The organism is Denitrificimonas halotolerans, assembly GCF_034259425.1.
Taxonomy (GTDB): Bacteria; Pseudomonadota; Gammaproteobacteria; order Pseudomonadales; family Pseudomonadaceae; genus Denitrificimonas; species Denitrificimonas halotolerans.
On record NZ_JAXIVU010000007.1, the window covers coordinates 16,380 to 41,923 of the forward strand.

19 protein-coding genes and 1 tRNA gene are annotated in these 25,544 nt (G+C 48.7%); 15 read left to right on the top strand and 5 right to left on the bottom strand.

Annotation, left to right across the window (positions count from 1 at the left end; all coding sequences use genetic code 11):
• The first annotated feature begins 93 nt into the window (after nucleotides 1-93).
• The 7 genes from fdnG to TOI97_RS06655 all read left to right on the top strand — a co-directional run bounded on the left by fdnG (nucleotide 94) and on the right by TOI97_RS06655 (nucleotide 9,274).
• Nucleotides 94-3,168, top strand: a complete 3,075-nt coding sequence (gene fdnG, locus TOI97_RS06625) for a formate dehydrogenase-N subunit alpha (RefSeq protein ID WP_321553334.1) — start codon at nucleotides 94-96, stop codon at nucleotides 3,166-3,168.
• Between the two features lie 2 nt (nucleotides 3,169-3,170).
• The gene (gene fdxH / locus TOI97_RS06630; RefSeq protein WP_321553335.1) at nucleotides 3,171-4,100 is read left to right on the top strand and encodes a formate dehydrogenase subunit beta; all 930 of its coding nucleotides are present in this window, start codon (nucleotides 3,171-3,173) and stop codon (nucleotides 4,098-4,100) included.
• Between the two features lies 1 nt (nucleotide 4,101).
• Nucleotides 4,102-4,737 (top strand): formate dehydrogenase subunit gamma, encoded by a 636-nt coding sequence (locus tag TOI97_RS06635; protein ID WP_321553336.1) that lies wholly within the window; start codon nucleotides 4,102-4,104, stop codon nucleotides 4,735-4,737.
• A 151-nt stretch (nucleotides 4,738-4,888) separates the two neighbouring features.
• Nucleotides 4,889-5,824, top strand: coding sequence for a formate dehydrogenase accessory protein FdhE (fdhE, locus tag TOI97_RS06640; RefSeq protein ID WP_321553337.1), 936 nt, complete (start codon nucleotides 4,889-4,891; stop codon nucleotides 5,822-5,824).
• Nucleotides 5,824-7,239 (top strand): L-seryl-tRNA(Sec) selenium transferase, encoded by a 1,416-nt coding sequence (selA, locus tag TOI97_RS06645; RefSeq protein WP_321553338.1) that lies wholly within the window; start codon nucleotides 5,824-5,826, stop codon nucleotides 7,237-7,239. The genes fdhE and selA overlap by 1 nt, the downstream gene beginning before the upstream one ends.
• Nucleotides 7,236-9,161: a selenocysteine-specific translation elongation factor gene (selB, locus tag TOI97_RS06650; protein ID WP_321553339.1), complete on the top strand. Its 1,926-nt coding sequence runs from the start codon at nucleotides 7,236-7,238 to the stop codon at nucleotides 9,159-9,161. The genes selA and selB overlap by 4 nt, the downstream gene beginning before the upstream one ends.
• A gap of 17 nt (nucleotides 9,162-9,178) precedes the next feature.
• Nucleotides 9,179-9,274: transfer RNA gene (locus TOI97_RS06655), tRNA-Sec, on the top strand.
• Nucleotides 9,275-9,306: 32 nt separating this feature from the next.
• Here the strand turns inward: TOI97_RS06655 and TOI97_RS06660 are convergent.
• Together TOI97_RS06660 and TOI97_RS06665 are read right to left on the bottom strand one after the other, a co-directional pair.
• Nucleotides 9,307-9,774 carry a glycine cleavage system protein H gene (locus tag TOI97_RS06660; protein WP_321553340.1) on the bottom strand — a complete coding sequence of 156 codons (468 nt, stop codon included), beginning with the start codon at nucleotides 9,772-9,774 and terminating at the stop codon, nucleotides 9,307-9,309.
• Nucleotides 9,771-10,157 carry a DsrE family protein gene (locus TOI97_RS06665; RefSeq protein ID WP_321553341.1) on the bottom strand — a complete coding sequence of 129 codons (387 nt, stop codon included), beginning with the start codon at nucleotides 10,155-10,157 and terminating at the stop codon, nucleotides 9,771-9,773. Before TOI97_RS06665 ends, TOI97_RS06660 begins: the two co-directional genes overlap by 4 nt.
• A 312-nt stretch (nucleotides 10,158-10,469) precedes the next feature.
• On the opposite strand from TOI97_RS06665, the gene leuS reads away from it, so the two are divergent.
• The 7 genes from leuS to glpE all read left to right on the top strand — a co-directional run bounded on the left by leuS (nucleotide 10,470) and on the right by glpE (nucleotide 17,252).
• Entirely contained in the window at nucleotides 10,470-13,088 is a 2,619-nt protein-coding gene (leuS, locus tag TOI97_RS06670; protein WP_321553342.1) for a leucine--tRNA ligase, read from the top strand.
• A 56-nt stretch (nucleotides 13,089-13,144) separates the two neighbouring features.
• Nucleotides 13,145-13,747 carry an LPS-assembly lipoprotein LptE gene (locus TOI97_RS06675; RefSeq protein WP_321553343.1) on the top strand — a complete coding sequence of 201 codons (603 nt, stop codon included), beginning with the start codon at nucleotides 13,145-13,147 and terminating at the stop codon, nucleotides 13,745-13,747.
• A gap of 42 nt (nucleotides 13,748-13,789) precedes the next feature.
• Complete coding sequence (gene holA, locus TOI97_RS06680) at nucleotides 13,790-14,821, top strand: DNA polymerase III subunit delta (RefSeq protein WP_321553344.1); 1,032 nt, start codon at nucleotides 13,790-13,792, stop codon at nucleotides 14,819-14,821.
• Nucleotides 14,822-14,886: 65 nt separating this feature from the next.
• Entirely contained in the window at nucleotides 14,887-15,699 is an 813-nt protein-coding gene (gene rsmA, locus TOI97_RS06685; RefSeq protein WP_321553345.1) for a 16S rRNA (adenine(1518)-N(6)/adenine(1519)-N(6))-dimethyltransferase RsmA, read from the top strand.
• Nucleotides 15,700-15,706: 7 nt separating this feature from the next.
• A complete protein-coding gene (gene apaG / locus TOI97_RS06690) occupies nucleotides 15,707-16,087 on the top strand; it encodes a Co2+/Mg2+ efflux protein ApaG (RefSeq protein ID WP_321553346.1) in 381 nt (126 codons plus the stop codon).
• Nucleotides 16,087-16,908: a symmetrical bis(5'-nucleosyl)-tetraphosphatase gene (locus TOI97_RS06695; RefSeq protein WP_321553347.1), complete on the top strand. Its 822-nt coding sequence runs from the start codon at nucleotides 16,087-16,089 to the stop codon at nucleotides 16,906-16,908. Before apaG ends, TOI97_RS06695 begins: the two co-directional genes overlap by 1 nt.
• Before the next feature lie 23 nt (nucleotides 16,909-16,931).
• Nucleotides 16,932-17,252, top strand: coding sequence for a thiosulfate sulfurtransferase GlpE (gene glpE, locus TOI97_RS06700; protein WP_321553348.1), 321 nt, complete (start codon nucleotides 16,932-16,934; stop codon nucleotides 17,250-17,252).
• A 147-nt stretch (nucleotides 17,253-17,399) separates the two neighbouring features.
• Here the strand turns inward: glpE and TOI97_RS06705 are convergent, their stop codons facing one another.
• On the bottom strand, nucleotides 17,400-18,980 hold the full coding sequence (locus TOI97_RS06705) for a BCCT family transporter (protein ID WP_321553349.1): 1,581 nt from the start codon (nucleotides 18,978-18,980) through the stop codon (nucleotides 17,400-17,402).
• A 266-nt stretch (nucleotides 18,981-19,246) separates the two neighbouring features.
• Entirely contained in the window at nucleotides 19,247-20,329 is a 1,083-nt protein-coding gene (locus TOI97_RS06710) for an endonuclease/exonuclease/phosphatase family protein (protein WP_321553350.1), read from the bottom strand.
• 162 nt (nucleotides 20,330-20,491) lie between these two features.
• Between TOI97_RS06710 and hrpB the strand changes: the two genes are divergently transcribed.
• Complete coding sequence (gene hrpB, locus TOI97_RS06715; protein WP_321553351.1) at nucleotides 20,492-22,972, top strand: ATP-dependent helicase HrpB; 2,481 nt, start codon at nucleotides 20,492-20,494, stop codon at nucleotides 22,970-22,972.
• 56 nt (nucleotides 22,973-23,028) lie between these two features.
• On the opposite strand, the gene TOI97_RS06720 is transcribed toward hrpB, so the two are convergent.
• Nucleotides 23,029-25,227, bottom strand: coding sequence for an OsmC domain/YcaO domain-containing protein (locus tag TOI97_RS06720; protein ID WP_321553352.1), 2,199 nt, complete (start codon nucleotides 25,225-25,227; stop codon nucleotides 23,029-23,031).
• Between the last annotated feature and the right edge of the window lie 317 nt (nucleotides 25,228-25,544).

Sequence of the window (25,544 nt, forward strand, 5' to 3'; positions counted from 1 at the left end):
TTTCCAGCCGATCTGCAGTTTGAATGATCAGCCGCGCTTTCACTATAAAGCCAGCCAATACAGTCAGCTGCAGCATGAAAGGAGATGATCACGATGGATATGAACCGTCGAGAATTCTTTAAGGTTTGCGGCGTAGGATTAGCCACCTCAAGCCTTGCCGCACTCGGAATGGCACCGCAGCCAGCGTTTGCTGACTCCGTTCGCCAATTCAAACTCACTAATACCAAAGAAACACGTAACACTTGCCCTTACTGCTCAGTTGGTTGCGGTCTTGTGATGTACAGTCGCGGTAGCGGCGGACGTAACGTCAGTCAAGAAATTTTCCATATTGAAGGTGACCCAGACCACCCTGTCAACCGCGGCTCACTGTGTCCTAAAGGCGCAGGCCTCATTGACTTTATTCGCAGTCCTAACCGCTTACATTACCCGCAAGTACGAGAAGCAGGCAGCAATGAGTGGAAACGCATTAGCTGGGACGAGGCTTTAACACGTATCGCCCGCCTGATGAAAGACGACCGTGATGCCAACTTCATTGAAAAAAATGAAGCTGGACAAACGGTTAACCGCTGGCTCAGTACGGGCTTTCTTGCAGCCTCTGCGGCCTCAAGCGAAGCTGGTTATATGACCCATAAAGTCGTGCGCTCATTAGGTATTCTTGGTTTCGATAATCAGGCTCGCGTTTGACACGGTCCGACGGTGGTAGGTCTTGCCCCGACGTTTGGCCGTGGTGCCATGACAAACCATTGGAATGACATTAAGAACGCCAACCTTGTACTGGTCATGGGCGGTAATGCTGCTGAGGCTCACCCCGTTGGTTTTAAATGGGTTACCGAGGCCAAAGCACACAACCAGGCTAAGTTGGTCGTTGTTGACCCGCGATTCACCCGTACGGCTGCGGTAGCAGATTTGTACGCGCCGATTCGTACAGGTTCAGATATTGCTTTCCTTGGTGGTTTGATCAATTACTTAATCGAAACTGATCAAATTCAACATGAGTACGTACGCAACTATACGGACATGACCTTTATCGTCAAAGAAGGCTACGGCTTTGAAGATGGTCTGTTCAATGGTTATGACGCTGAATCACGTAGTTATCCAAATAAAAGCGATTGGGATTATGAGCTTGATGCTAACGGTCACGCTAAAGTTGACCCAAGCATGAGTCACCCACGCTGCGTGTATCAGTTATTGAAAAAGCATTACAGCCGCTATACCCCAGAACTGGTCAGCCAGATTTGTGGCACACCACTTAAACGTATGATGGAAGTGTGGGATACCATTGCTGAGACAGCAGCACCTGGCAAAACCATGACCATCTTGTACGCTCTAGGCTGGACACAACACTCCATTGGCTCACAAATTATTCGCGCGGGAGCCATGGTGCAATTGTTGTTAGGTAATATTGGTATGCTCGGTGGTGGTGTTAACGCCCTACGCGGTCACTCCAACATTCAAGGCTTAACAGACTTAGGTTTGCTCTCGAACCTGTTACCAGGTTATCTCACCTTACCGCGTGATAATGAGCAAGACTACGACGCATATATTGCCAAGCGTGCACAACAACCTTTACGCCCAGGACAAATGTCCTACTGGCAGCATTACGGTCGTTTCCATGTCAGCCTCATGAAAGCATGGTATGGCGACGCAGCTACTAAAGAAAACAACTGGGGTTATGACTGGCTTCCAAAGTTGGACGAGCCCATGTACGACGTGCTCAAATACTTTGACATGATGTACGAAGGCAAGGTGAACGGCTACTTCTGCCAAGGCTTTAACCCTATCGCGGCTTTCCCAAATAAAGCCAAAGTGGGTGCTGCTTTAGCTCGTCTGAAATACCTAGTAATCATGGATCCACTGGTCACTGAAACCTCAGAGTTTTGGAAACACGTAGACGACTACAACAACGTCGACACTGCTAGCATTCAAACCACAGTATTCCGCCTTCCTACTACTTGTTTTGCCGAGGAAAATGGTTCATTGGTGAACAGTAGTCGTTGGCTACAGTGGCACTGGAAAGGTGGTGACGCTCCTGCGGAAGCACGCCCTGATGTCTTTATTATGGGTAACTTATTCCATCACTTACGTGACCTGTATAAAAAAGAAGGTGGTGCCTTCCCTGATCCAATTTTAAATTTAAATTGGTCATATCAGCGTCCTGATGAGCCTTCACCGGAAGAAATCGCTCGCGAATTCAATGGTAAAGCACTGGCTGACCTAAAAGACCCAAATACAGGAGAGACCTTCCTACGTGCTGGTCAGCAACTATCTGGTTTCAACCAAATGCGTGACGATGGCAGTACCGCAAGCGGTTGCTGGCTCTTCTGTGGCTCTTGGACGGAAAACGGCAACCAAATGGCACGCCGCGACAACTCAGATCCATACGATATGGGACAAACCTTAGGCTGGGCATGGTCATGGCCTGCAAACCGCCGAATTCTATACAACCGAGCATCTGCAGACCCGTCCGGCAAGCCATGGAATGACAAGGACAAGCGTCTGGTTTGGTGGGATGGTAAAAAATGGACAGGAACAGATGTGCCTGATTTTGCAGCTGGCTCAGACCCAGCAGACAAAATGAACCCATTTATCATGAACCCTGAAGGTGTAGCGCGCTTCTTCGCTCGTGGCAACATGGCTGAAGGACCGTTCCCAGAGCACTACGAACCCTTTGAAACACCAATCGGACGTAACCCTCTGCACCCGAAGTTTCCGAACGCAACCAGTAACCCGGCGGCGCGTGTATTCCGTAATGACATGGAAATTTTCGGTACTGCCGACGAATTCCCATATGCGGCCACTACCTACCGTTTAACTGAGCACTTCCACTACTGGACTAAACATTGTCGACTCAACTCGATCATGCAACCACAGCAGTTCGTTGAACTCGGTGAGGTCATGTGTAAGGAGTTAGGTATTAAAGCTGGCGATCGGGTACGCGTGTCATCCAACCGTGGCTTTATTGAAGCAGTAGCTGTAGTCACTAAGCGGATCAGGCCTTTACAGGTGGACGGCAAGACAGTGCACCACGTAGGCATCCCGCTGCACTGGGGCTTCGTAGGCGTAGCTAAAAATGGTTATATCACCAACACACTGACCCCTTTCGTCGGTGATGGTAATACCCATACGCCTGAATACAAGTCCTTCCTTGTTAACGTGGAGAGGGTGTAATTATGGCCAGCACACAAGACATCATCGCACGTTCTGCCACTACCACAACGAGCTCTTCGATCCGCCAAGTTGACGAGGTTGCTAAGCTCATCGACACCACGCTTTGCATAGGTTGCAAAGCGTGCCAAGTGGCCTGCTCCGAATGGAACGACCTCCGTGATGAAGTAGGTAGTAACGTTGGGGTATACGATAACCCCAACGATTTAACTGCTGACTCTTGGACAGTCATGCGTTTCGAGGAGCACCAAACCACAGAAGACGATCTAGAGTGGCTGATACGTAAAGATGGCTGTATGCACTGTGAAGACCCGGGCTGTCTAAAAGCATGCCCGAGCCCGGGCGCCATCATTAAACATGCCAACGGTATTGTCGATTTTAACCAAGACAAATGCATTGGCTGCGGCTATTGCATTACAGGTTGTCCGTTCGATGTACCACGCATCTCTGAAAAGGATAAAAAAGCTTATAAATGCACACTGTGCTCTGACCGTGTGGCAGTAGGACTTGAGCCAGCGTGTGTCAAGACCTGCCCAACCGGCGCTATTGTCTTTGGTACCAAGGAAGACATGAAAGAGCATGCCAACTGGCGCATCGCGGATCTTAACCGTCGCGGCTATGAAAATGCTGGCTTATACGACCCTCTTGGAGTCGGCGGTACCCACGTCATGTACGTGCTACACCATGCTGACAAACCAGAAATGTATAGCGGTCTTCCTAAGAACCCAACAATCAGCCCCTTTGTGGGTGCTTGGAAAGGTGTCACCAAACCTTTGGCTATGCTAGCTATGGCTGCTACTGCTATGGCTGGGTTCTTCCATTATATACGTATCGGGCCTAATCGCGTCGAAGACGACACGCATACCCAAGGTACGTCAGCACAGGTCCAGCACTTCGATCCAAGCGAAAGCCGTGACCCAAGCCAGGGAGAGTGATATGAACAGTGACAAGAACCAATACCTGCAAAGGTACAATGCGAATGAGCGCACCAATCACTGGGCGGTCGCTCTATTATTCATTCTGGCGGGACTGTCAGGCCTAGCGTTGTTTCACCCAGCATTGTTCTGGTTAAGCAACCTCTTTGGCGGCGGTACCTGGACGCGCATTCTCCACCCTTTCATCGGGGTGGCGATGTTTATCCTATTTGCGGTGCTGGCATTACGCTTTGTTGGACGCAACCGCTTTAAGGCGCACGACCGTGAGTGGCTGTCTAAATGGCGCAAAGTCATCAACAATCAGGAAGATGACGTACCTGCGGTAGGCAAATATAATGGTGGGCAAAAAGTCCTATTCTGGGTTTTGATCATCAGCATGATCATGTTGTTGCTTAGCGGAATAGTGATTTGGCGCGAATACTTTAGCGGATTTTTCGCAATTGACATCATTCGTTTGGCTAGCTTGCTCCACGCATTTTTTGCCTTTGTGCTAATATCTAGCATTATCGTCCACGTCTATGCAGCGATCTGGGTTAAAGGCTCAATTGGTGCGATGACCTCTGGCAAAGTCAGTCAGAGTTGGGCACGCAAACATCACCGCTTATGGTATGACGAAATGCGTAAAAAAGAGCGCTAAATCTACTCAGTCAGCTCCACAAACATAGGGGGCTGACTGATATGATTACGTTGTATAAACACACCCAGGCAGTGCTTTTGCGCTGCCTATTTATTTATACAGTTTCCCATCACTTCAGGCTCCAAAGCCTCATACAACAAGGAATCAGCCCATGTCCTCTAACATTCTCGAACCCGGGGAAATCGAAAATGCGGCCATGACGCCGCCCTTTGTACAGCTCCCCCCTCTAGATATGTTCAGCAAACGCGCTGCACGACTCGAAACACTAGCAAAAGGTCACCCAATGGCTGCTTATTTGCAATTATTGGCTAAGATCTGCCACGCACAACAAAGTGTCCTCGATGCCCCACCAAGTCAACCTGAGCTAGATGCTCACACCTTGGCGGGCGCGTTACAACATGATATGCTGCCATTAGCAGTAGACACCCTGCTCCACAATACTGGCTGGCAAGTGCAGTTAGATGCTTTGCTCAACACATTTATTAAGCAAAATAACGATCTACCTGAAGCAGTTCAACAGGCACTGCAACGTCTACAACTCGCTGATATAAAACAACGTAACATCTGGGCCACTGCTTTATTAAGCGGACGCTTTAGCGCTGTGCCTGGGGCTCTCACCCCTTTCCTTGGTGCCGCGCTACAGTTGGCCTGGCGCTACTGGCTTAAAAGCATTAATGCCGAAGACATTCGTGAGCGCGAAGATCAAACTGAATGTCCATGTTGTGGTTCTTTACCTGTAACTGGCGTAATCCGTCACCGCCGTCCGATTGACGGTGTACGCTACTTGCTCTGTTCACTTTGCGCTACCGAATGGCATTATGTGCGTTTAAAATGCAGCCACTGCCTCAACACTCGTGCCTTAGATTACTTGCATTTCGATGACAGCCCTCATGGCGTTAAAGCTGAAGTCTGCCCTGAGTGCAATACTTACCTAAAACAACTGTACCTCGAAATCGCCCCAAGCGGCGAAGCCTTGAGCGCAGACTTAGCGAGCCTTGATTTAGATCTAGCCTTAACAGAAAAAAACCTACAACGTCGTGCCCCAAACTTGCTACTCGCACCCGGTCATGAGGGAGAAACCAACTAATGAACGCCCCGCAAGCGCAGCGACCTCCAGCAGTCGACCAACTGCTCAAACTGAACGCTATAGCTACATTACAAGAACGCTATGGCCGTTCAGTGCTACGCCAAATAGTCCGTGATTATTTGGCAGAGCTCGGAGAAAGCTATCGTCGGGGCAATCTTCAACCTGAGGCTTTGGCTGAAGACACATTAGTCGCAGCAATCACAACACGCCTTGAACAGCACCAAACTCCTTATGTGCGCCGTATGTTCAACCTTACTGGAACAGTACTGCATACCAATTTAGGCCGTGCTTTACTGCCTCCTGAAGCCATTGATGCCATGACCTTAGCAGCCCGTCACCCAATCAACTTAGAATTCGATCTAAGTACTGGCCAACGAGGTGATCGCGACAACTTAATTGAAAGTTTAATCTGCGAGCTAACCGGCGCCGAAGCGGCCACAGTGGTCAATAATAATGCTGCAGCCGTTCTCCTGAGCCTCAGCGCATTAGGTGCTGGTCACGAAGCTGTTATTTCTCGCGGCGAGTTAATTGAAATTGGTGGTTCTTTCCGGATTCCGGACATCATGGCGCAGGCCGGCGTACTTCTGCATGAAGTAGGCACCACCAATCGCACCCACCCTCAGGATTATGAAGCTGCTATTAACGAAAATACGGGGCTGATTTTGAGAGTCCACCCCAGCAATTATACGATTAAAGGCTTTACTGCTAGTGTAGACACGAAACGCTTAGCGGCTATTGCTCATACACATAATATTCCGCTATTAGAGGACCTAGGCAGCGGTAGCCTCGTTGATCTCTCGCAATGGGATCTCCCTCGCGAACCCTTGGTGCAGGAATCTCTCACAGCGGGCGCGGATATAGTGACCTTCAGCGGTGATAAGTTACTCGGTGGTCCTCAAGCAGGCATTATCGTTGGTCGCCGCGACTTGATCCAACGCATTAAAGCCCACCCTCTCAAACGCGCACTCAGAGTGGATAAAATCACTTTAGCTGCATTAGAAGCAGTGCTACGCCTTTACCAAGACCCGGATCGTTTAGCTCAACGCTTAACCAGTTTGCAATTATTAACACGCCCCGCATCTGAGATTACAGACCAAGCGCAACGTTTAGCACCTATGCTTGCCGAGCAGCTTGGTGCTCTCTGGCAGGTTGACGTCTTACCTACTCACGGCATGATTGGCAGTGGCGCCCAGCCCGTCGCTCGCTTACACAGCGCAGCTTTATGTTTACGTCCACAAGGTGCACGAAAACAACGTAGCCGTGCCCTTAATGCCCTGATGGCTGCATTACGTGCTCTGCCTATTCCAGTCGTTGGCCGGCTTGATGATGATGCTCTCTGGCTTGATTTACGCCAGCTCAATGACGAAGCTGCATTTATTGCACAGCTGTCTGCTTTGCAGGTGCAACCGATATGATCATTGCCACAGCAGGTCATATTGATCACGGCAAAACCACCTTACTAGAGGCACTCACTGGGCAAGGTGGCGATCAACGTCGTGAAGAAAAAGAACGCGGCATCACCATTGATCTGGGTTACCGCTATGCAAATTTAGGTGGCGAAGCAACACTAGGGTTTATTGACGTCCCAGGGCACGAACGTTTTATCCATAATATGCTGGCAGGTGCTGGCGGTGTTGATCTAGCCCTCTTAGTGGTAGCAGCTGATGACGGTGTCATGCCGCAAACCCGAGAACATCTGGCCATTTTAGAGCTACTTGGCATACCACAATTATGGATCGCTCTGACCAAGTGCGATCGCGTTGAACGACAAACTCAACAATCCGCTGCAGCTGAGATCGAATCTCTCCTCGCATCAGGCCCTTATGCTGGGGCTCCTATTTTTCCGCTTTCCAGCAGCACTGGCCAAGGTGTTCCTGAGCTACGTCACGCTTTATTAAACGAAGCACGCAACATCACTCACCAAGCGGACAAAAACTATTTCCGCCTATCTATCGACCGTGCCTTTAGCGTATCCGGTGCAGGTACTGTCGTCACAGGCACGGCTTTAGCCGGCCGTATCCAAACCGATGACAGCCTACTCCTTTGTCACCCCAACGGGGGGCAGCAGCAAGTTCGTGTGCGCGGCATCCATGCACAAAATAAAGCTAGTGCATCCGCTCAAACTGGCCAACGTGTAGCGCTCAACTTAGCGGGGGAACGGCTAAAAGCCGAACAAATACAACGCGGTAGTTGGATAGTAGCTTCTGAGTTACTCAACCCAAGTCGCAGACTCGATATTCAATTGAATCTGCTTGCTGATGCACCGCGTCCCCTAGAGCACTGGACGCCCGTGCATATCCACATCGGCGCCCAACGCTTAACTGGACGTATCGCTCTACTGGAAGCCTCGCACATCGCCCCTGGTGCTTGTGGCCTCGCTCAGCTTGTATTAGACGGCTACACTCATGCGGTGCACGGTGACCGCGTTATACTCCGTGATCAGTCGGCTTGGCATACCCTCGGAGGCGGTATTGTCCTTGACCCTAATGCCCCTACTCGTCAACGTCGTACCGCTGAGCGTTTAGCTCAACTCAAAGCATTAACACTGGGTAGCCTCGAAGCTGCTCTACCTTCATTGCTAGCCACTGCAAAGAATGGCTTAGCACCCGACGCCTTGGAGCGTCAATTTAATCGCCCACAACACGATTGGCAGTTACCTGACAAAACAATCATCCAACCCACCAGTAATGGTCCGCGCTTATTCACGCAGGCTATCTGGCAAGACAACCATGCTGCCCTTTTAGACACCTTAACCCGCTTCCATCAAGAGTTACCGGATGAACCCGGTCCTGATCGCGGTCGTTTGCGCCGTTTTGGCTTACCTCATATAGAGCCGGCAGTATTCGGTGCTTTAATCGATGCTGCTTTAGCTCAAGGTAATATTGCAGCTACTGGTCCATGGTTACATTTGCCAGAATTCAGTGTACGTCTAAGTACCGAAGAAGAAAGCTTGAAAGCTAAACTTTGGCCTCACTTAGAGTCAGGAGGAATAAATCCACCTTGGGTACGTGATCTGGCGCGTTTAGAAAACTGTGAAGAAACTCAAGTCCGTCACTTATTACTCAAATTGGCACGTTTAGGACAGCTGCACCAGGTGGTGCGGGATTTATTTTATCCAGAAATAGCTATCGAGCAGCTCATTACAGTGATCCTAAAAATTACAGAACAAAACGATACACTAGAAGTAATTGAATTTCGTGATGCTGTAGGACTTGGCCGTAAACGCTGTATTCAACTCTTAGAATATCTAGATCGACTCGGTGTTACCCGTCGTTTTGGTAATCACCGCCGTTTACGCACAGAAAGTAGCTTGGTATTACGCGTAAAAAACCGTTAGTATTGCGCACAGTACATGGAGGGCAATCACATCCGGTGGTGTGGCCGGACTTCAAATCCGGTTGGGGACGGCAGCCGTTCCTGGGTGGGTTCGACTCCCACTGCCCTCCGCCACTTACTTCCAAACAGCCTGTTTCTCACTCTGCTTAACTTTTCAACTTCAATGCCTGCACGCTTTCATCATTTGGATCAAAACCATCTTGCTCTGCTTGCTCAGTAAAAGCAGGCACAACGGCATCACCTTGTAAAAACAGCTGTTTTGCCGTTTCCCAATCATCAGGGCGTAAACGGATCATCCAACCTTCACCGTAACAATCTCGATTAATCAAGGCTGGGCGCTGCTCCAATGCTTCATTATGTGCTACCACTGTACCCGCAATGGGGCTCTTAGCCGATGCGGCCGCTTTCGCAAATTCGACCACGCCTAAACTACGATCTGCTTGGATTTTCAAACCTAGCCGTTTTGGTGTAAAAGCAAAAATATCCCCAAATAATGCTACACCATAAGCCGTTAACCCTAAGGTGATCTCGCCATTACTTTCCTCACGCAGCCACATACTGTGGGCTGGCGCGTAATAGCGATCATCTGGAAAGTGCATGCCTTCAAGTTTCATAATGTCAGTACCCGTTCATATTCAAGAATCATTGTCGCTAATTCACCCCCACTGCCATAGCCATCCACCTCATTTATCAGTGGCTGCTCTTCCACTACAGCTTGGCCTTGAACAGGCGGTTTACGGCAAAGCAGTATACGCACGCCCATCTGTTTGGCTTGACGCATAAAATGCAAAACCGGATTACCGTTAGCATCTGGAAAAGTCGACTCAGCCACTCCAGGACTAGCAAATTCAGTCGCTTCCCCCGTAAGGTATAAAGTGACCTCTGCATCTAAACAAGCTAGCAAAGTAGCAATATGAAAAGGTGCGGCACAACGTGCCGGGGTGCTCGGCCCACTGGTTACAAGAATCAATACACGTTGCACAGCGACAGCATTCAAGGTGATCTCCTCATAGATATAATATTATGGCTCAACCCTGACTCAAAAGTTTAACAAAGCAGTCACAATACTGCTCTGAAATCTCCACTAACACCATCCCCTCCTGAATGGAAACGGATAGCCATACTGCAGAGGTCAACAGTACTTATGCTAGTCTTAGCTTCCAATTAAATATTTTCGCCAAGCACTACCTGTAAAATAAGATGCCGTTTCCCTGAAGGCGCCCGCCTCATGTATGCTAGGCAGATATTTTTCATTGATGTGCTGCGGTGCATCTCCCTTTATGACTTTTTGACGATAACCACATAAATCATGCACGAACAGTATCAGCCTCGCGACATTGAAGCCGCCGCTCAGCGCCATTGGGCCGAGCACAAATCCTTTGAAGTGACCGAGCAAGCCGGTAAAGACACCTATTACTGCTTGTCTATGTTCCCTTACCCCAGTGGTCGCCTACACATGGGCCATGTGCGTAACTACACTATTGGTGATGTTATTGCTCGCTACCAGCGCATGCTCGGAAAAAATGTGTTGCAGCCAATGGGTTGGGATGCCTTTGGTATGCCTGCCGAAAACGCAGCGATTCAAAATAAAGTAGCGCCAGCTGCTTGGACTTACGAAAACATGGCGTATATGAAAGCTCAGTTCAATCAACTGGGTTTAGCCATTGATTGGTCGCGAGAAATCACCACATGTAAACCTGATTACTACCGTTGGGAACAGTGGTTATTCACTCAGCTATACAAAAAAGGCATTATTTATAAGAAAGTAGGTACTGTTAACTGGGACCCAGTAGACCAAACCGTTTTAGCTAATGAACAAGTCATTGATGGTCGCGGATGGCGCTCAGATGCGCTCGTTGAAAAGCGCGAAATTCCCATGTACTACTTCAAAATCACAGCCTATGCTGACGAGTTACTAAGTAGCCTAGACAACATGCCTGGTTGGCCTGAGCAAGTAAAAACTATGCAGCGTAACTGGATCGGCAAAAGCTTTGGCGCCGATATCCTCTTTGACTACGACCTTGACACTGTCGGCATTGAAGGTCAGTTGAAGGTTTATACCACACGCCCTGACACCTTAATGGGCGCTACCTACGTTGCAGTTGCTGCGGAACATCCTCTGGCACAACGTGCTGCTGTAAATAACCCTGAGTTGACCGCATTCATAGCTGAATGCAAAGCTGGCTCTGTCGCTGAAGCTGATATGGCTACTATGGAGAAAAAAGGCCTACCAACAGGTCAGTTTGTACTCCACCCACTAACCGGTGACAAACTACCAGTCTACGTTGCTAACTATGTACTGTGGGGCTACGGTGAAGGCGCTGTTATGGCTGTCCCAGCTCACGATGAACGTGACTTTGCCTTTGCAAACACCTATCAACTTCCCATCACTCAAGTCTTCGCATCTACAGATGAAAACAAAACCTTTGATGCAAAAGTCTGGCACGACTGGTACGCAAACAAAACTGACGTTACCACCATTAACAGCGGTAAATACGACGGTTTAAGCGTACAAGATGCTTTTGATAGCATCGTTGCTGACTTAGAAGCTAAAGAACGCGGCGAACGCAAAACGCAGTTCCGTTTACGCGACTGGGGTATCAGCCGTCAACGTTACTGGGGCTGCCCAATCCCAATCATCCACTGCCCAAGCTGTGGTGATGTGCCTGTACCAGAAGATCAGTTACCCGTAGTTTTACCTGAAAATGTCATTCCAGATGGCTCCGGTAATCCACTGAATAAAATGCCCGAATTTTATGAGTGTACATGCCCAACCTGTGGTGCCGATGCGCGCCGTGAAACTGACACCATGGATACCTTTGTGGAGTCATCTTGGTACTACGCTCGTTATGCTTCACCACAGTATGAAGGCGGCTTAGTTGAAAAGTCAGCAGCAGACTACTGGCTACCGGTGGACCAATACATCGGTGGTATTGAACACGCTATTTTACACCTGCTTTACGCACGTTTCTTCCATAAACTAATGCGTGACGAAGGCTTAGTTAATAGTGATGAGCCTTTTGCCAAGCTCTTAACGCAAGGCATGGTGATTGCAGAAACCTACTACCGTATGCTGCCCAACGGTGGTCGCCAATGGTACAACCCTGAAGAAGTCAAAGTTGAACACGACAACAAAGGTAAAGCTGTCTCAGCAACACTGATCAGCGATGGAGAGCCGGTCATCATTGGGGGCATTGAAAAAATGTCCAAATCCAAAAACAATGGTGTCGACCCTCAAGTCATGATCGATGAGTACGGAGCAGATACCTGCCGTCTCTTTATGATGTTTGCTTCACCACCAGATATGAGCCTTGAATGGTCTGACTCGGGTATTGAGGGTGCAAGCCGCTTCCTGAAACGTGTTTGGCGCTTAGCATACAAGCATGTACAGGCCGGTGCTTGTGAGCCCCTGGATATAGCAGGCCTCAATGACACTCAAAAAGAGGTTCGTCGTGCCATTCATGCTGCCATTCAGCATGCAAGCCAAGATGTGGGACAGCATCAAAAGTTCAATACGGCCATTGCCCAAGTCATGACCTTAATGAATGTACTGGAAAAAAACCCGACCGAACAAGCACAAGACCGAGCTCTACTTCAAGAAGGGTTAGAAACTGTAACCCTTTTATTAGCACCTATCACCCCGCATATTTGTCATGTCATTTGGCAGCAACTGGGGCATAGTGAGCCGGTAATTGATGCCCCATGGCCTCAAGCTGATGAAAGCGCTCTGATCCAAGACACCTTAAGTATGGTGGTGCAAGTGAACGGTAAGTTACGTGCACACATTGATGTGTCAGCCTCAGCCAGCCGCGAAGAAATTGAAACAATCGCTCGTGAGAACGAAAATGTCTTACGCTACACTGACGGCCTTACCGTTCGAAAAGTGATTGTTGTTCCAAATAAGTTGGTTAATATTGTAGCCAACTGATTGACTCTACCCACCCTGCCTAGTCCCAATTTAGGGCTAGGCATAGAGGATCTACTATGCTGAAACGCTCTATTACTGTACTCAGTCTGGCCTTCTTATTAACGGCTTGCGGCTTTCACTTACGCGGTACAGGCACCATGCAAATGGCTCTCACCGAATTAAACTTTGCCGCACGTGACGCCCTCAGCCCCTTAGGTAAAGATGTAAAAAGCAGTCTAGACAACAACAAAGTACAGGTGTCTAGTAGCGCGCCCTTTACGCTCTACTTAGGCCCTGAAGAAACCAGCCGCCGTACCGCTAGCTTTACCGCAGGTACACGCAGTGCAGAATATACATTAACTAGTGCATTCGATTATGAATTGCGCTCAGGCAACCTGCCTGCCCTAATCAAAGACCGTATCGAAGTTCAGCGTACTTACGCACACAACCAAGATAACATCACCAGCTCCAGCCAAGAAGCTGACCTGCTGCGCGAAGAGATGCGACGCGAACTCGTGATGCAATTGATGATGCGTCTGCAAGCCATAACACCTGCTCAACTTGAAACGTTAAAAGCACAAGCTGAACGCAAAGCGCAAGCTGAAATACAAGCACGCGAGGCTGCACTGCGCGAAATGCAGCGCACGCAACCACAACAATCCCCCATTCGTATTCATTAACTTTGCAGGGCCTTATGCAAATAAGGCCCAACACCTGCCCTTATGCGCATTTACCCTGAAAAACTCGCCAACCAGCTAAAAAAAGAGCTTCTGCCCATTTACTTGGTCAGCAGTGATGAGCCACTTTTAGCTCAAGAAGCAAGCGATAGCATCCGCAGTACTTGCCGTCAAGCCGATTTTAGCGAGCGTCAAGTTTTTCACGTAGAGCGTGGTTTTGATTGGAATATCATCCGTGAAGCCAATGCTAGTCTCTCTCTGTTCGCAGAGAAACGCTTATTGGAACTGCGCATTAGCTCGGGTAAACCCGGCGATCAAGGTAGTAAAGTGCTCTTAGAATACTTAGCACGCCCTGCACAAGACACAGTATTACTGATTAATGTGCCACGCTTGGATGGCAGCACATTAAAAACCAAATGGGCTAAAAGCCTAATGGACAGCCCTCTCTGCGGCTTTATTCAATTACCTAGTGTCAATATTGAACAACTGCCCCAATGGATTCACCAGCGTCTAACACAGCAAGGCCTCAGCGCAGATCCAGAAGCCATTGATTTAATTGTCGCACGCACTGAAGGCAACTTATTGGCTGCTGTTCAAGAAATCGAAAAGCTCAAACTGCTGAGTAACACTCCCCATCTCAGTCTCGCAACAATTCAAGCCAGCATAGCCGATAGCGCGCGTTATGATGTCTTTGGCTTAGTCGACGCTGCTCTAGAAGGTGACACTGAACGCAGCCTGCGTATTTTGGCCGGTTTACGGAGCGAAGGCGTAGAGATTCCTATTATTCTTTGGGCCATCGCTCGTGATATTCGGCAGATAGCCAACCTATCACAACAGATTAGCCAAGGCACCAGCATGGACCGCGCTTTATCCCGCATTTGGCCTGCTCCACGTAAGCCTTTATTTACTCGTGCACTCAAGCGTCTTTCAGGCACGCAATGGCAACAACTACTTAAAGATGCGCAATTAATAGATGAACAAAGTAAAGGTCAAACCATAGGTGATGCCTGGATCGGCATGGCTTCATTAATCTTAAAAATATCCGGCTCACCCCTCCCTATTTTCCAACACCAGTGACCAATAAAAGCGAAGCGTTACTGGTTTTTTGTTAAACTTGTTGGCTTGTTAATTGGAGTAGCCGAATGTCCCAGATCTATCAACACCGCGCCCGGAAGCGTTTTGGTCAAAACTTCTTACACGATACAGGCGTGATTGATCGCATTATTCGTGCTATTACTCCTCGTGAAGATGAGCACATCTTAGAAATTGGCCCAGGCCAAGGTGCGCTTACAGAAAGCCTGATTGGTAGTGGTGCTCACGTCGATGTGATCGAAATCGATCTCGACCTCATCCCTATTCTGAAACTCAAGTTTGGCCTCAAGCCCAACTTTCACCTACACCAAGGTGACGCATTAAAGTTTGATTTTGCTCACCTTGATGCTGAACCTAACAGTCTACGTGTCGTCGGTAACCTGCCTTACAATATTTCTACGCCCTTAATTTTTCACCTGCTCAATAATGCACATTTAGTAAGCGATATGCACTTTATGTTGCAAAAAGAGGTAGTGGAACGCATGGCAGCCAAACCAGGCGGCGGAGACTGGGGACGCTTGTCCATTATGGTGCAATACCACTGTCGCGTTGAACATCTATTTAATGTGGGCCCGGGCTCTTTTAGCCCGCCTCCCAAAGTAGACTCGGCCATTGTGCGCCTTGTACCGCATAGCGAGTTACCTCACCCAGCCAAAGATGCTCGCGCCCTAGACCGTATTGTGCGCGAAGCTTTTAATCAGCGCCGTAAAACCCTGCGTAACACTTTAAAGAACATCTTATCCAGTCAAGCCATTGAAGCAGCTGGAGTCGATGGAAGTTTACGTCCCGAACAATTAGATCTTGCTGCTTTTGTCCGATTGGCTGATCAACTGGCCGATCAACAAGCAGTAGAATCCCTTTGAGAACACTATGACAGATCTTAGCGATACCATTGATATTAAAGTACACACACGCTTTTTAGCCGAACATTCACAACCGGAAGAAAACCGCTATGTGTTCGCCTACGACATCACCATCCGCAACAACGGTACCGATGCTGCACAATTGCTCAGCCGACACTGGATCATCACTGATGGTGATGGTAAAACTCAAGAGGTGCGTGGCTCAGGTGTCGTTGGTGAACAACCCATCATTAATGCGGACGATGAGTACAGTTACAGCAGCGGCACCTTAATGACCACCGCCGTGGGCAGTATGCAAGGCAGTTTCACCATGCGCGCCGAAGACGGTGAAGAGTTTGAGGCCCCCATTGCCCCTTTTAGCTTAGCCATGCCCGGAGCTCTACATTAATGGCAACCTATGCTGTCGGTGATATACAAGGCTGTTTAGAACCACTCAAGTGCTTACTTGAGCGTGTTCAGTTTGACCCTAACCAAGATCAACTTTGGTTGGTCGGTGACTTAGTCAACCGTGGCCCACAATCACTCGAAACTTTACGCTTTTTATATACTATTCGGGGCTCTGTCGTCAGCGTTTTGGGTAATCACGATTTACATCTATTAGCTGTAGCCAACCAAGCTGCTCGATTAAAAAAGAAAGATACCCTGCAAGAAATTTTAGACGCCCCTGACGCCGCAGACTTGCTCTTTTGGTTGCGCCAGCTACCGCTAATGCACCATGATAGCCAACGCCAAATCAGTATGGTGCATGCAGGAATCCCTCCCCAGTGGAGCATTCAAGATGCACTCAATCGTGCTGCTGAAATACAACAAGCATTGCGCGACGATAGTCTATTCCAAGCATATTTAGATGGCATGTACGGTGACCACCCTTCTACTTGGGATGACAACCTAACTGGCATCGAACGTTTAAGGGTTATTACTAACTACTTTACTCGCATGCGCTTTTGCAGCGCTACTGGCGAGTTGAACTTAAAAGGCAAGCAAGGGATCGATTCAGCACCAGCAGGCTTTGCACCTTGGTTCAGTCATCCACACCGCTTAACTCGCAATGATACGATTGTATTTGGGCATTGGGCTGCCCTTGAAGGACAGAGCTTTGAGCCTAAAGCCATTGCCCTTGACACTGGCTGTGTCTGGGGCGGACGTATGTCATTGTATAATCTTGACACCCAACACTTTGAACGCTGCAACTGTCCACGCGAGGCATAAGTGTTCACACCCGAGAGGTCTCCATGGAAGCTTTTAAACGCATCAATGTTGAACAAGCCAAACAGCTGTGTGATGAAGGCGCAGTAATGGTCGATATTCGCGACCCAGAAAGTTTTGCCATTGCCCATCCAACAGGTGCCATTCACTTGGATAATCACTCTTTGGCCCAGTTTATTGCTCAAGCCGATTTAGATGCTCCAACCATTGTCATCTGTTACCACGGACACTCTAGCCAAAGTGCAGCCGCTTACTTACACAGCCAAGACTTTACCAAGCTGTACAGTATGGATGGTGGTTTTGAGGCGTGGCAGCAAGTCTTTCCACAACTCACCCAGCGTAGCTAATCAAACAACTTGTCACTTCTCACTACAGCCTTGCATGACTGTTGCTCTAAAGATGTTTCTCTCTATTGCGCAAGACACCTGCCCCACTTAACCTAAAACGCCCCAGTAAAATAAACCTACTGGGGCGTTTTCGTGTACAGCATCTGACTAGAGCAGCTTCTGCTCACGCGCCATCGCCATCGCTGACTGCGGCCCTGCCCACAGAGAAGGTAAAATAATCACAGATACAGGGATAGCACTGAGCACAATGAACTGCTGCAGAACGCCAATCTGACCACTCCCCATATAGAGCAACATTCCTGCCATAACAGCCATCGCAGCTCCCCAAAATGCACGGATGGAAAAATGTGGATGATCATGCCCAGCGCCTACAACAGCAATGGCATAACTCATTGAGTCACCTGTCGTGGCCACAAAGATTGTGGTTAAAAGTAAGATGGCGCCAGCCATCCAAATGCCACCGGGTAAAGTTTGTGCAACCGTTAAGGTTGCCACATCAAAAGAGAAGCTTTGCAAGGCTTCAATAAGGTCCGCCTCACCCGTAAGTTGGTAATAAATACCTGAACCGCCTAATAGGGTAAACCAGATTGTTGTTGCGATTGGTGCTAATACAGCCACAGCAATCACCATCTGACGAATCGTGCGCCCTCGCGAGATACGCGCAACAAAAATTGCCATTAAAGGTGCATATCCAATAAACCAAGCAAAAAAGAAGACCGTCCACCACTTCATCCACCAGTCTGGAGCTGTTTCAGAAGTCATCGTTGCCATAGCAAAGAATGAAGTCATGTATTCGCCCATCGCTTGCAGGTAGGTATTGGTTAAAAACAAAGTTGGTCCAAATATAAAAATCACCGCACCAATGAGCAGCGCCAAAATCACATTAAAACGACTGAGCAACTGAATACCTTTGTGTACACCACTCATTGCTGAGCCAATATAAACCGCCGCCAATAGCATCAAAATAACCAGCTGAGTAGTAAATCCATTCGTGATGCCAAACAGCACTTCCAGCCCATAACTCATTTGTGTGGCTAAAAAACCAATAGGGCCGACCGTACCGGCAACAATGGCAATAACACACAAGGCATCGACGATACCCCCCACCCAACTGGTTAAAATCCATTCACCAAACACGGGGTAGAGTAGCGTACGAGGCTGCAGTGGCTTACCTAAAGTGTAGTGCGCATAAGCTAAAACAATGGCAGTTAACGACCCCAGTACGGCCCAAGCTAAAAAGCCCCAATGCATAAAAGATTGCGCCAAAGCTGGAGCAACAGCTTCAGCTGTCCCTGTCTCAAAATCAAAGGCAGGAGGCGTAACCACAAAGTGGTAAATAGGCTCACCGGCAGCAAAAAATACGCCACCACCGGCTAACAAAGTGCACATCACCATGGAGAGCCACCGGAAAGTACTGATTTCAGGCTTATTTAAATTACCAATGCGGGCTTGCCCTGCACGGCTTATGGCAACCCCTATAGCAATAAAAAATGTAGCAATAAGAATCATCTGAAAAAACGATCCCATGTACTTAGCTGTCATAGTAAAACCAACAGCAATCATGGAAGTAACCCTATTGGCGTCGTAAAGCGACAAGCCAATAAAGAGAATAATAAACCCCATGGTCAAGCTCAGTACGACAGGATCACCAAACTTATGCGATGTTGGTGGAGCAGAAAATGTGGGTGGTGGAGTTATAGGTTGGGAATCACGAGCAGAGTACGACATATCGTCCGATTTATGTTTAAAAAATTGGCGAACAACCCTACGGACTCTTTACCAGTATTGCAAATCCGACTTGCTTAAAAAGCTCAGGCGTCAGCCATAAAAAGGCAATTCTATACGGGAATAAGGGCGTCATATTGACCACAATGATGATACTAACAAGCTCGGAAAAAAATACTCTCGCAGTCAGACATAGTCGTCTAGCAGCATAAATTTACTACATTTTTAGGATCGCAAGCTTGTTAATCGCCAAGTAGATAACTCACTAGCTAGCAACCCAGTCTTGGTACGTCATCCTTACAAACATCTTTTGCTTGCTGTATACGTTCAGCCTCCGCATGATCACCGTCACTGGCAGTTAACCCCTCTTGTTGAACACTTTCTACTGGATCAAACACCAATACAGTAAATAATGAAAAATGATCAGAACCAATCGAAGGTAAACGCTGAATATGTTTCACCGTAAAGTGCGGGCTATGAAATAAATGATCCAACGGCCAGCGTAAAAATGGGAGCCCCACATGAAAGGTATTAAACATGCCACGACCGACCCGAGGATCCAACAAACCACTGATTTTACGAAACAGTCGAGTCGTGTCCGACCATGCCACGTCATTCAAGTCCCCCGTAACAATAACAGGCTGACAGGTTTCTGCTACACGTTTAGCCACCATCACTAATTCAGCATCACGCTCCATAGACTCTGGATTTTCCGTTGGGCTTGGCGGCGCGGGGTGAAGAAAATGCATGTGCACTTTATCGCCAGTTCGCAACTCTAAATACAGATGAATAGAAGGAATATCGGCTTCAACGAGGTACGCAATCTCCTCCTGAGTAAAAGGTAAACGTGAATAGACATGCATGCCATAGAGGTTATCCAATGGACACTTCACAGTGTAAGGCATGTCCTGCTCCAGAACGGCCAACTGCCCTTCCCACCATTGATCCGATTCAAGTGTCACTAAAATATCAGGTTGATACTGCTGTACTAAAGCAATTAACGCTGCGCTATTTTTATTCGTCTGCAACACGTTCGAGGTAATAATACTTAACTGCTTTTCCGGCTCCCCCTGCTTCGCAGTTTTTACTTCTCGCGGCCAAAATCTCGTGTAAGGCATGACCCACCAACCCTGCCAACACAAACAAAGTCCTGTGACTAGAAATAAACACCAAGCCAATGGCTGTGAAAAGTCCAAATAAAACAAATGACTAAACAACAACAAAGCTGCCAAAACAGCTACTTGCAAACGTGGAAAGTCCATCCCACGAAACAACCAATGCGGATTTTTTGATAACGGTAATACAGTGGCGATTACAATTAACACAGTTGCTGCAATAGATAGAGTGGGCATGCTACATCCTGGTGCTCAGTGGGGGGCGATACTAAATAATACAGAGCACACTTTAACAACAAACATCATCGTTGGCGTCACTCAAAGAGAAAAGGGCTTAGGCTCACTAAAACCAAATACTGGGTTACAATTCATCTATACCTATTGTCCACTAAGGTTGCCATGCTGCCCATTGATGCCATCTTACCTGAGCTAAAACACACTCTTGAGCACACCAATACTGCCTTATTACAAGCCCCTCCAGGGGCGGGTAAAACCACGCGCGTGCCCCTTGCTCTGCTCGATGCTCCTTGGCGTGCAGGCAAGAAAATTTTAATGTTGGAGCCACGCCGGCTGGCGGCTCGTTCTGCAGCACGCTTTATGGCTCAACAACTGGGCGAGCAAGCGGGGCAAACCATTGGCTACCGCACCAAGTTAGATACTCGGACCTCCTCCTCCACACAGATTGAGGTAGTAACGGAAGGTATTTTAACGCGCTTAATCCAAAGCGACCCTATGCTAGAAGGTTATGCTGCGGTGCTCTTTGATGAATTCCATGAGCGCTCTCTACATGCAGACTTAGGCTTGGCTTTAGTGCGCGAATCGCAGCAGGCCCTACGTGACGACTTACGTTTACTGGTGATGTCGGCCACCCTCGACACCGCTCCCATTGCTCGCGTACTTGGCAATGTTCCGGTAATTAGCAGTGAAGGCCGTGCTTATCCCGTGGAGGTTATTTATCGCCCTGTTGCCTTGCGCCAACGCCAACATACGGATGCAGTGGTAGCGGTTATTCATGAAGCTTTAGCAGAACAAAGCGGCTCGCTATTGGTGTTTCTCCCTGGTGCGGCTGAAATTCGCCGCGTGGAACAACAACTGCGCGGCCAAGTGGGTAGCCAAGTATTGGTGGCGCCGCTGTACGGCAACCTTAAAGCCACAGAGCAAGACCAAGCCATTGCCCCCGCTGCCAAGGGCACGCGCAAAGTGGTACTGGCCACCGCCATTGCCGAAACCAGTTTAACCATTGAAGGTGTGCGCGTGGTTATCGATAGCGGCCAACAACGCCGCGCTGTGTTTGACCCTAACAGCGGTATGACACGCTTAGTAACCACACGCGTATCCAAAGCTTCTGCCGAACAACGTAAAGGCCGTGCGGGCCGTATTGAGCCGGGCGTGTGCTACCGTTTATGGAGTGCCGAAGAACAAGCGGTGCTTCCTGATTTTACCCCTGCCGAAATTCTCGAAGCAGATTTAGCCACCTTAGTTTTAGAACTGGCCCAGTGGGGAGAGCGCCAGCCTGATCAAGTAAGTTGGATTGACCCACCACCGCCTGCTCACTGGCAGCAAGCTGCAGAATTATTACAGCTGCTAGGCATGCTGAACAACGAAGGCGCCATTACGGAACACGGCAAAGCTGCGCGCCGCTTAGGCATTCACCCTCGCCTAGCCAATATGGTGCTGCGCGGGCGGGCGCTAGGGTTGGGTTCAGCCGCGGCAGAGATAGCCGCCCTGCTCGATGAACGCGATCTCTTAGGCCCTCGCTCTGGTGCCGACCTCCATGAGCGCCTACGTGTGCTGCATGGTGAATACCAACCACCGCGTTTAGACCACACGCGCTTGCGCCATATTCGCCACGTGGCACAACGTTTAATGCCTAAGGAGAGCGTCAAACGCACACTGCCTAGCGCCACCGACACTGGGCGTTTGTTAGCGCACGCTTACCCAGATCGCATTGCACAACAACGCGCTTCGCAATCAAACCATTACCAACTCAGCAACGGCAGGGGTGCAAGCCTACGCAACGATGACAGCCTCATACGCTACGAGTGGCTTGTAGCAGCAGACCTCGACGGCAAAGCTCGGGAAGCCACCATTTACCTCGCCGCTCCCGTGGAGCTGGCAACCCTTGAAGAAGATTTAGCCCACCTTATTAACACCAGTGAAGAAGCCCAATGGGATGATAAACGCGGCACGGTAGTGGCACGGCGCGTGCGTAAACTAGGCGAATTAGTGCTTGAAGAAACAGAGTTGGCCAAACCCGCACCTGAACTTATTCAACAAGGCTTACTGAATGCTGTGCGCGCCGCGGGCATAGAAAACCTGCCATGGACAGAAGAGGCAACCCAGTGGTGCGCACGCGTGCAACGGCTAGCCCACCTTCACCCTGATGCGTGGCCCGATGTGAGCGCAAAGGCTTTGCTCACGCAGTTAGAAGAGTGGTTACTGCCCTTTTTAGCCGGCATGCAGCGTTGGGCAGATCTCAAAAAGCTAAACCTCATTAACGCCTTAAATAGCCTGCTTAGTTATCCACAACAGCAACAGCTTGAACACTTGGCCCCCACAGCGCTTACCATCCCCACAGGGCAAAAGGTGCGTTTAGATTACACAGCCGAAAATGGCCCTGTGCTCGCCGCTAAGCTACAAGCATTGTTTGGTTGGACAGAAACACCCACCATCGCCGATGGCCGCATCCCCGTGCTAATCCATTTGCTTTCACCTGCACAGCGCCCCTTAGCAGTAACGGCAGATTTAGCCAACTTTTGGCGTAACGTATACCCCGAGGTGCGCAAAGATATGCGCGGGCGCTATCCCAAGCACCCGTGGCCGGAAGACCCTTTCACGGCGCCAGCACAGCAAGGGGTGAAAAGAAGGGTAGAATACTGACCCTTAGGAAGCAATAGGATGACAGCATCTACAGCTATTATGCCTCCGAAGAGAAATCACGCACCAACAAACTGAGCCCGCGCCCTATGCAGTTTTTTAAAGCTGTCCAGCAAACGCAGATGCTTATCAATACCCTCAAGCTGCATATTGGTTGGTGTTAAGCCGTAAAATCGTACACAGCCCTGCAATGAACCCAATACAGCATCCATACGCTCATCGCCAAACATTCGTCGGAAATTCAGCTCAAAGTCAGCCAATTCCAGTTCTGCATCTAGGACAACTTCCAAAGCTGCAGCCATGGCCTGATAAAACAGCTCACGCTCAACAGTATTATCATTAAATTGCAAAAATTCTTCAGTCAACTCCAAAGCTTCATCTAAGCGGTTGAGCGCTAAATAAATCAGCAATTTCAGTTCCAACATAGTCAGCTGACCCCACACGGTATTTTCATCAAACTCCACACCAATCAGAGTTCTTATATGGGTATAGTGATCTTCAGGGGCTTCTTCTAAACGCTCAACTAAATCACTCAACTGCTCATCACTTAAACGATGTAAATTAAGAATATCCTCACGGAACTGCAGTGCCTTATTGGTGTTATCCCAAATCAAATCATCAACTGGGTAGACTTCGGAGAAATCCGGCACCAACATACGGCAGGCAGTAGCACCCAAGTGTTCAAACACTGCCACATAGACCTCTTTACCCATATCTTCCAGCAAGCCAAACAGCAGCTCCGCTTCCTGAGCATTGCTGTTGCGTCCACCATCAGTGAAATCCCACTCAACAAATTCATAGTCGGCTTTACCACTGAAAAAACGCCAGGACACCACGCCACTGGAATCAATGAAGTGTTCCACCGAGTTATTCGGTTCAGTCACCGCCTCCGTAGAAAAAGTGGGACGCGCAATATCGTTGAGACCTTCAAAACTGCGCCCTTGCAGCAGCTCAGTCAAACTACGTTCCAGCGCCACTTCAAAGCTTGGATGAGCACCAAAAGAGGCAAATACTCCACCAGTACGCGGGTTCATTAAAGTGACATTCATCACTGGAAACTGCCCGCCCATAGAGGCATCTTTAACCAACACAGGAAAACCCTGATCTTCTAACGCTTTAATCCCAGCAACAATATTTGGATATTTATCCAACACTTCTTGCGGCACATCGGGCAATGCCATTTCACCCACTAGAATTTCCCGCTTAATCGCTCGCTCAAAAATCTCGGACAGGCACTGCACCTGCGCTTCTTCCAGCGTATTTCCGGCACTCATGCCATTACTTAAAAAGAGATTTTCAATCAGGTTAGTAGGGAAATACACCACCTCACCATCAGACTGGCGCACATAGGGTATCGAGCAAATGCCACGCGCGGTATTGCCGGAGTTGGTGTCATATAAGTGCGAGCCACGCAGCTCGCCGTCGGGGTTGTAAATTTTTAGACAATGCTCATCTAAAATCTCAGCAGGCAGCTCATCATTGGGACCGGGCTGAAACCAACGCTCATTGGGGTAATGCACAAAGTCAGCATTGGCAATCTCCTCACCCCAGAACTGATCGTTATAGAAGAAGTTACAGTTCAGGCGCTCTATAAACTCGCCCAGCGCCGACGCTAGAGCACTTTCTTTAGTAGCGCCCTTACCATTGGTAAAGCACAACTGTGATTGAGAGTCGCGCAAATGCAATGACCATACATTAGGTACAATATTGCGCCACGAGGCCACTTCCACTTTCATGCCTAGATCAGCCAAAATACCTGACATAGTAGCAATGGTTTTTTCCAGTGGCTGGTCTTTACCCGGAATAAAAGTCTGGCTGCTTTGATCCACTGCAGCACCCAACAAAGCTTGCGCGTCAGCATCCAGATTATCCACTGCCTCAATGACAAAATCCGGACCATTTTGCACCACACGCTTTACTGTACAGCGCTCAACTGAACGCAGAATACCCTGACGGTCTTTGTCTGAAATATCTTCAGGCAGCTCCACCTGAATTTTAAACATCTGCTTATAGCGGTTTTCTGGATCAACAATGTTGTTCTGCGATAGACGAATATTTTCCGTCGGAATATCCCGTGCCTGGCAATACAGCTTCACGAAATAAGCTGCACAGAGCGCCGATGAAGCTAAGAAATAGTCAAACGGACCTGGTGCTGAACCGTCACCTTTGTAACGAATGGGCTGATCCGCCACCACGCTAAAGTCATCAAACTTAGCTTCAAGTCGCAGGTTGTCGAGAAAATTAACCTTAATTTCCACAGGGAATCACCAGAATAAATAACAAAAAGGATGCTCGCTATTATCCAGTATTCCTGAGGGATGTCTTGTGTCTTAAGAGTATTTATGAAAATACTTTTCCAACACATACAGCGACCAATCAGGCCCTTGCTAATACACTGCGTTTAAATAGTAGTCCCCAACCCCACCCTCACTTCTTTGATCGATCAACGCGCGGTTATGCAAAATGACAATACTCAATACCCGTGTAAATTGTGCGAGGCAAAAAATGTTAACAAAGGTGCTGCCCCTCACACCTACCGGTTAACGGCCGAGCCGTGATTGCCAACTTAACCCAG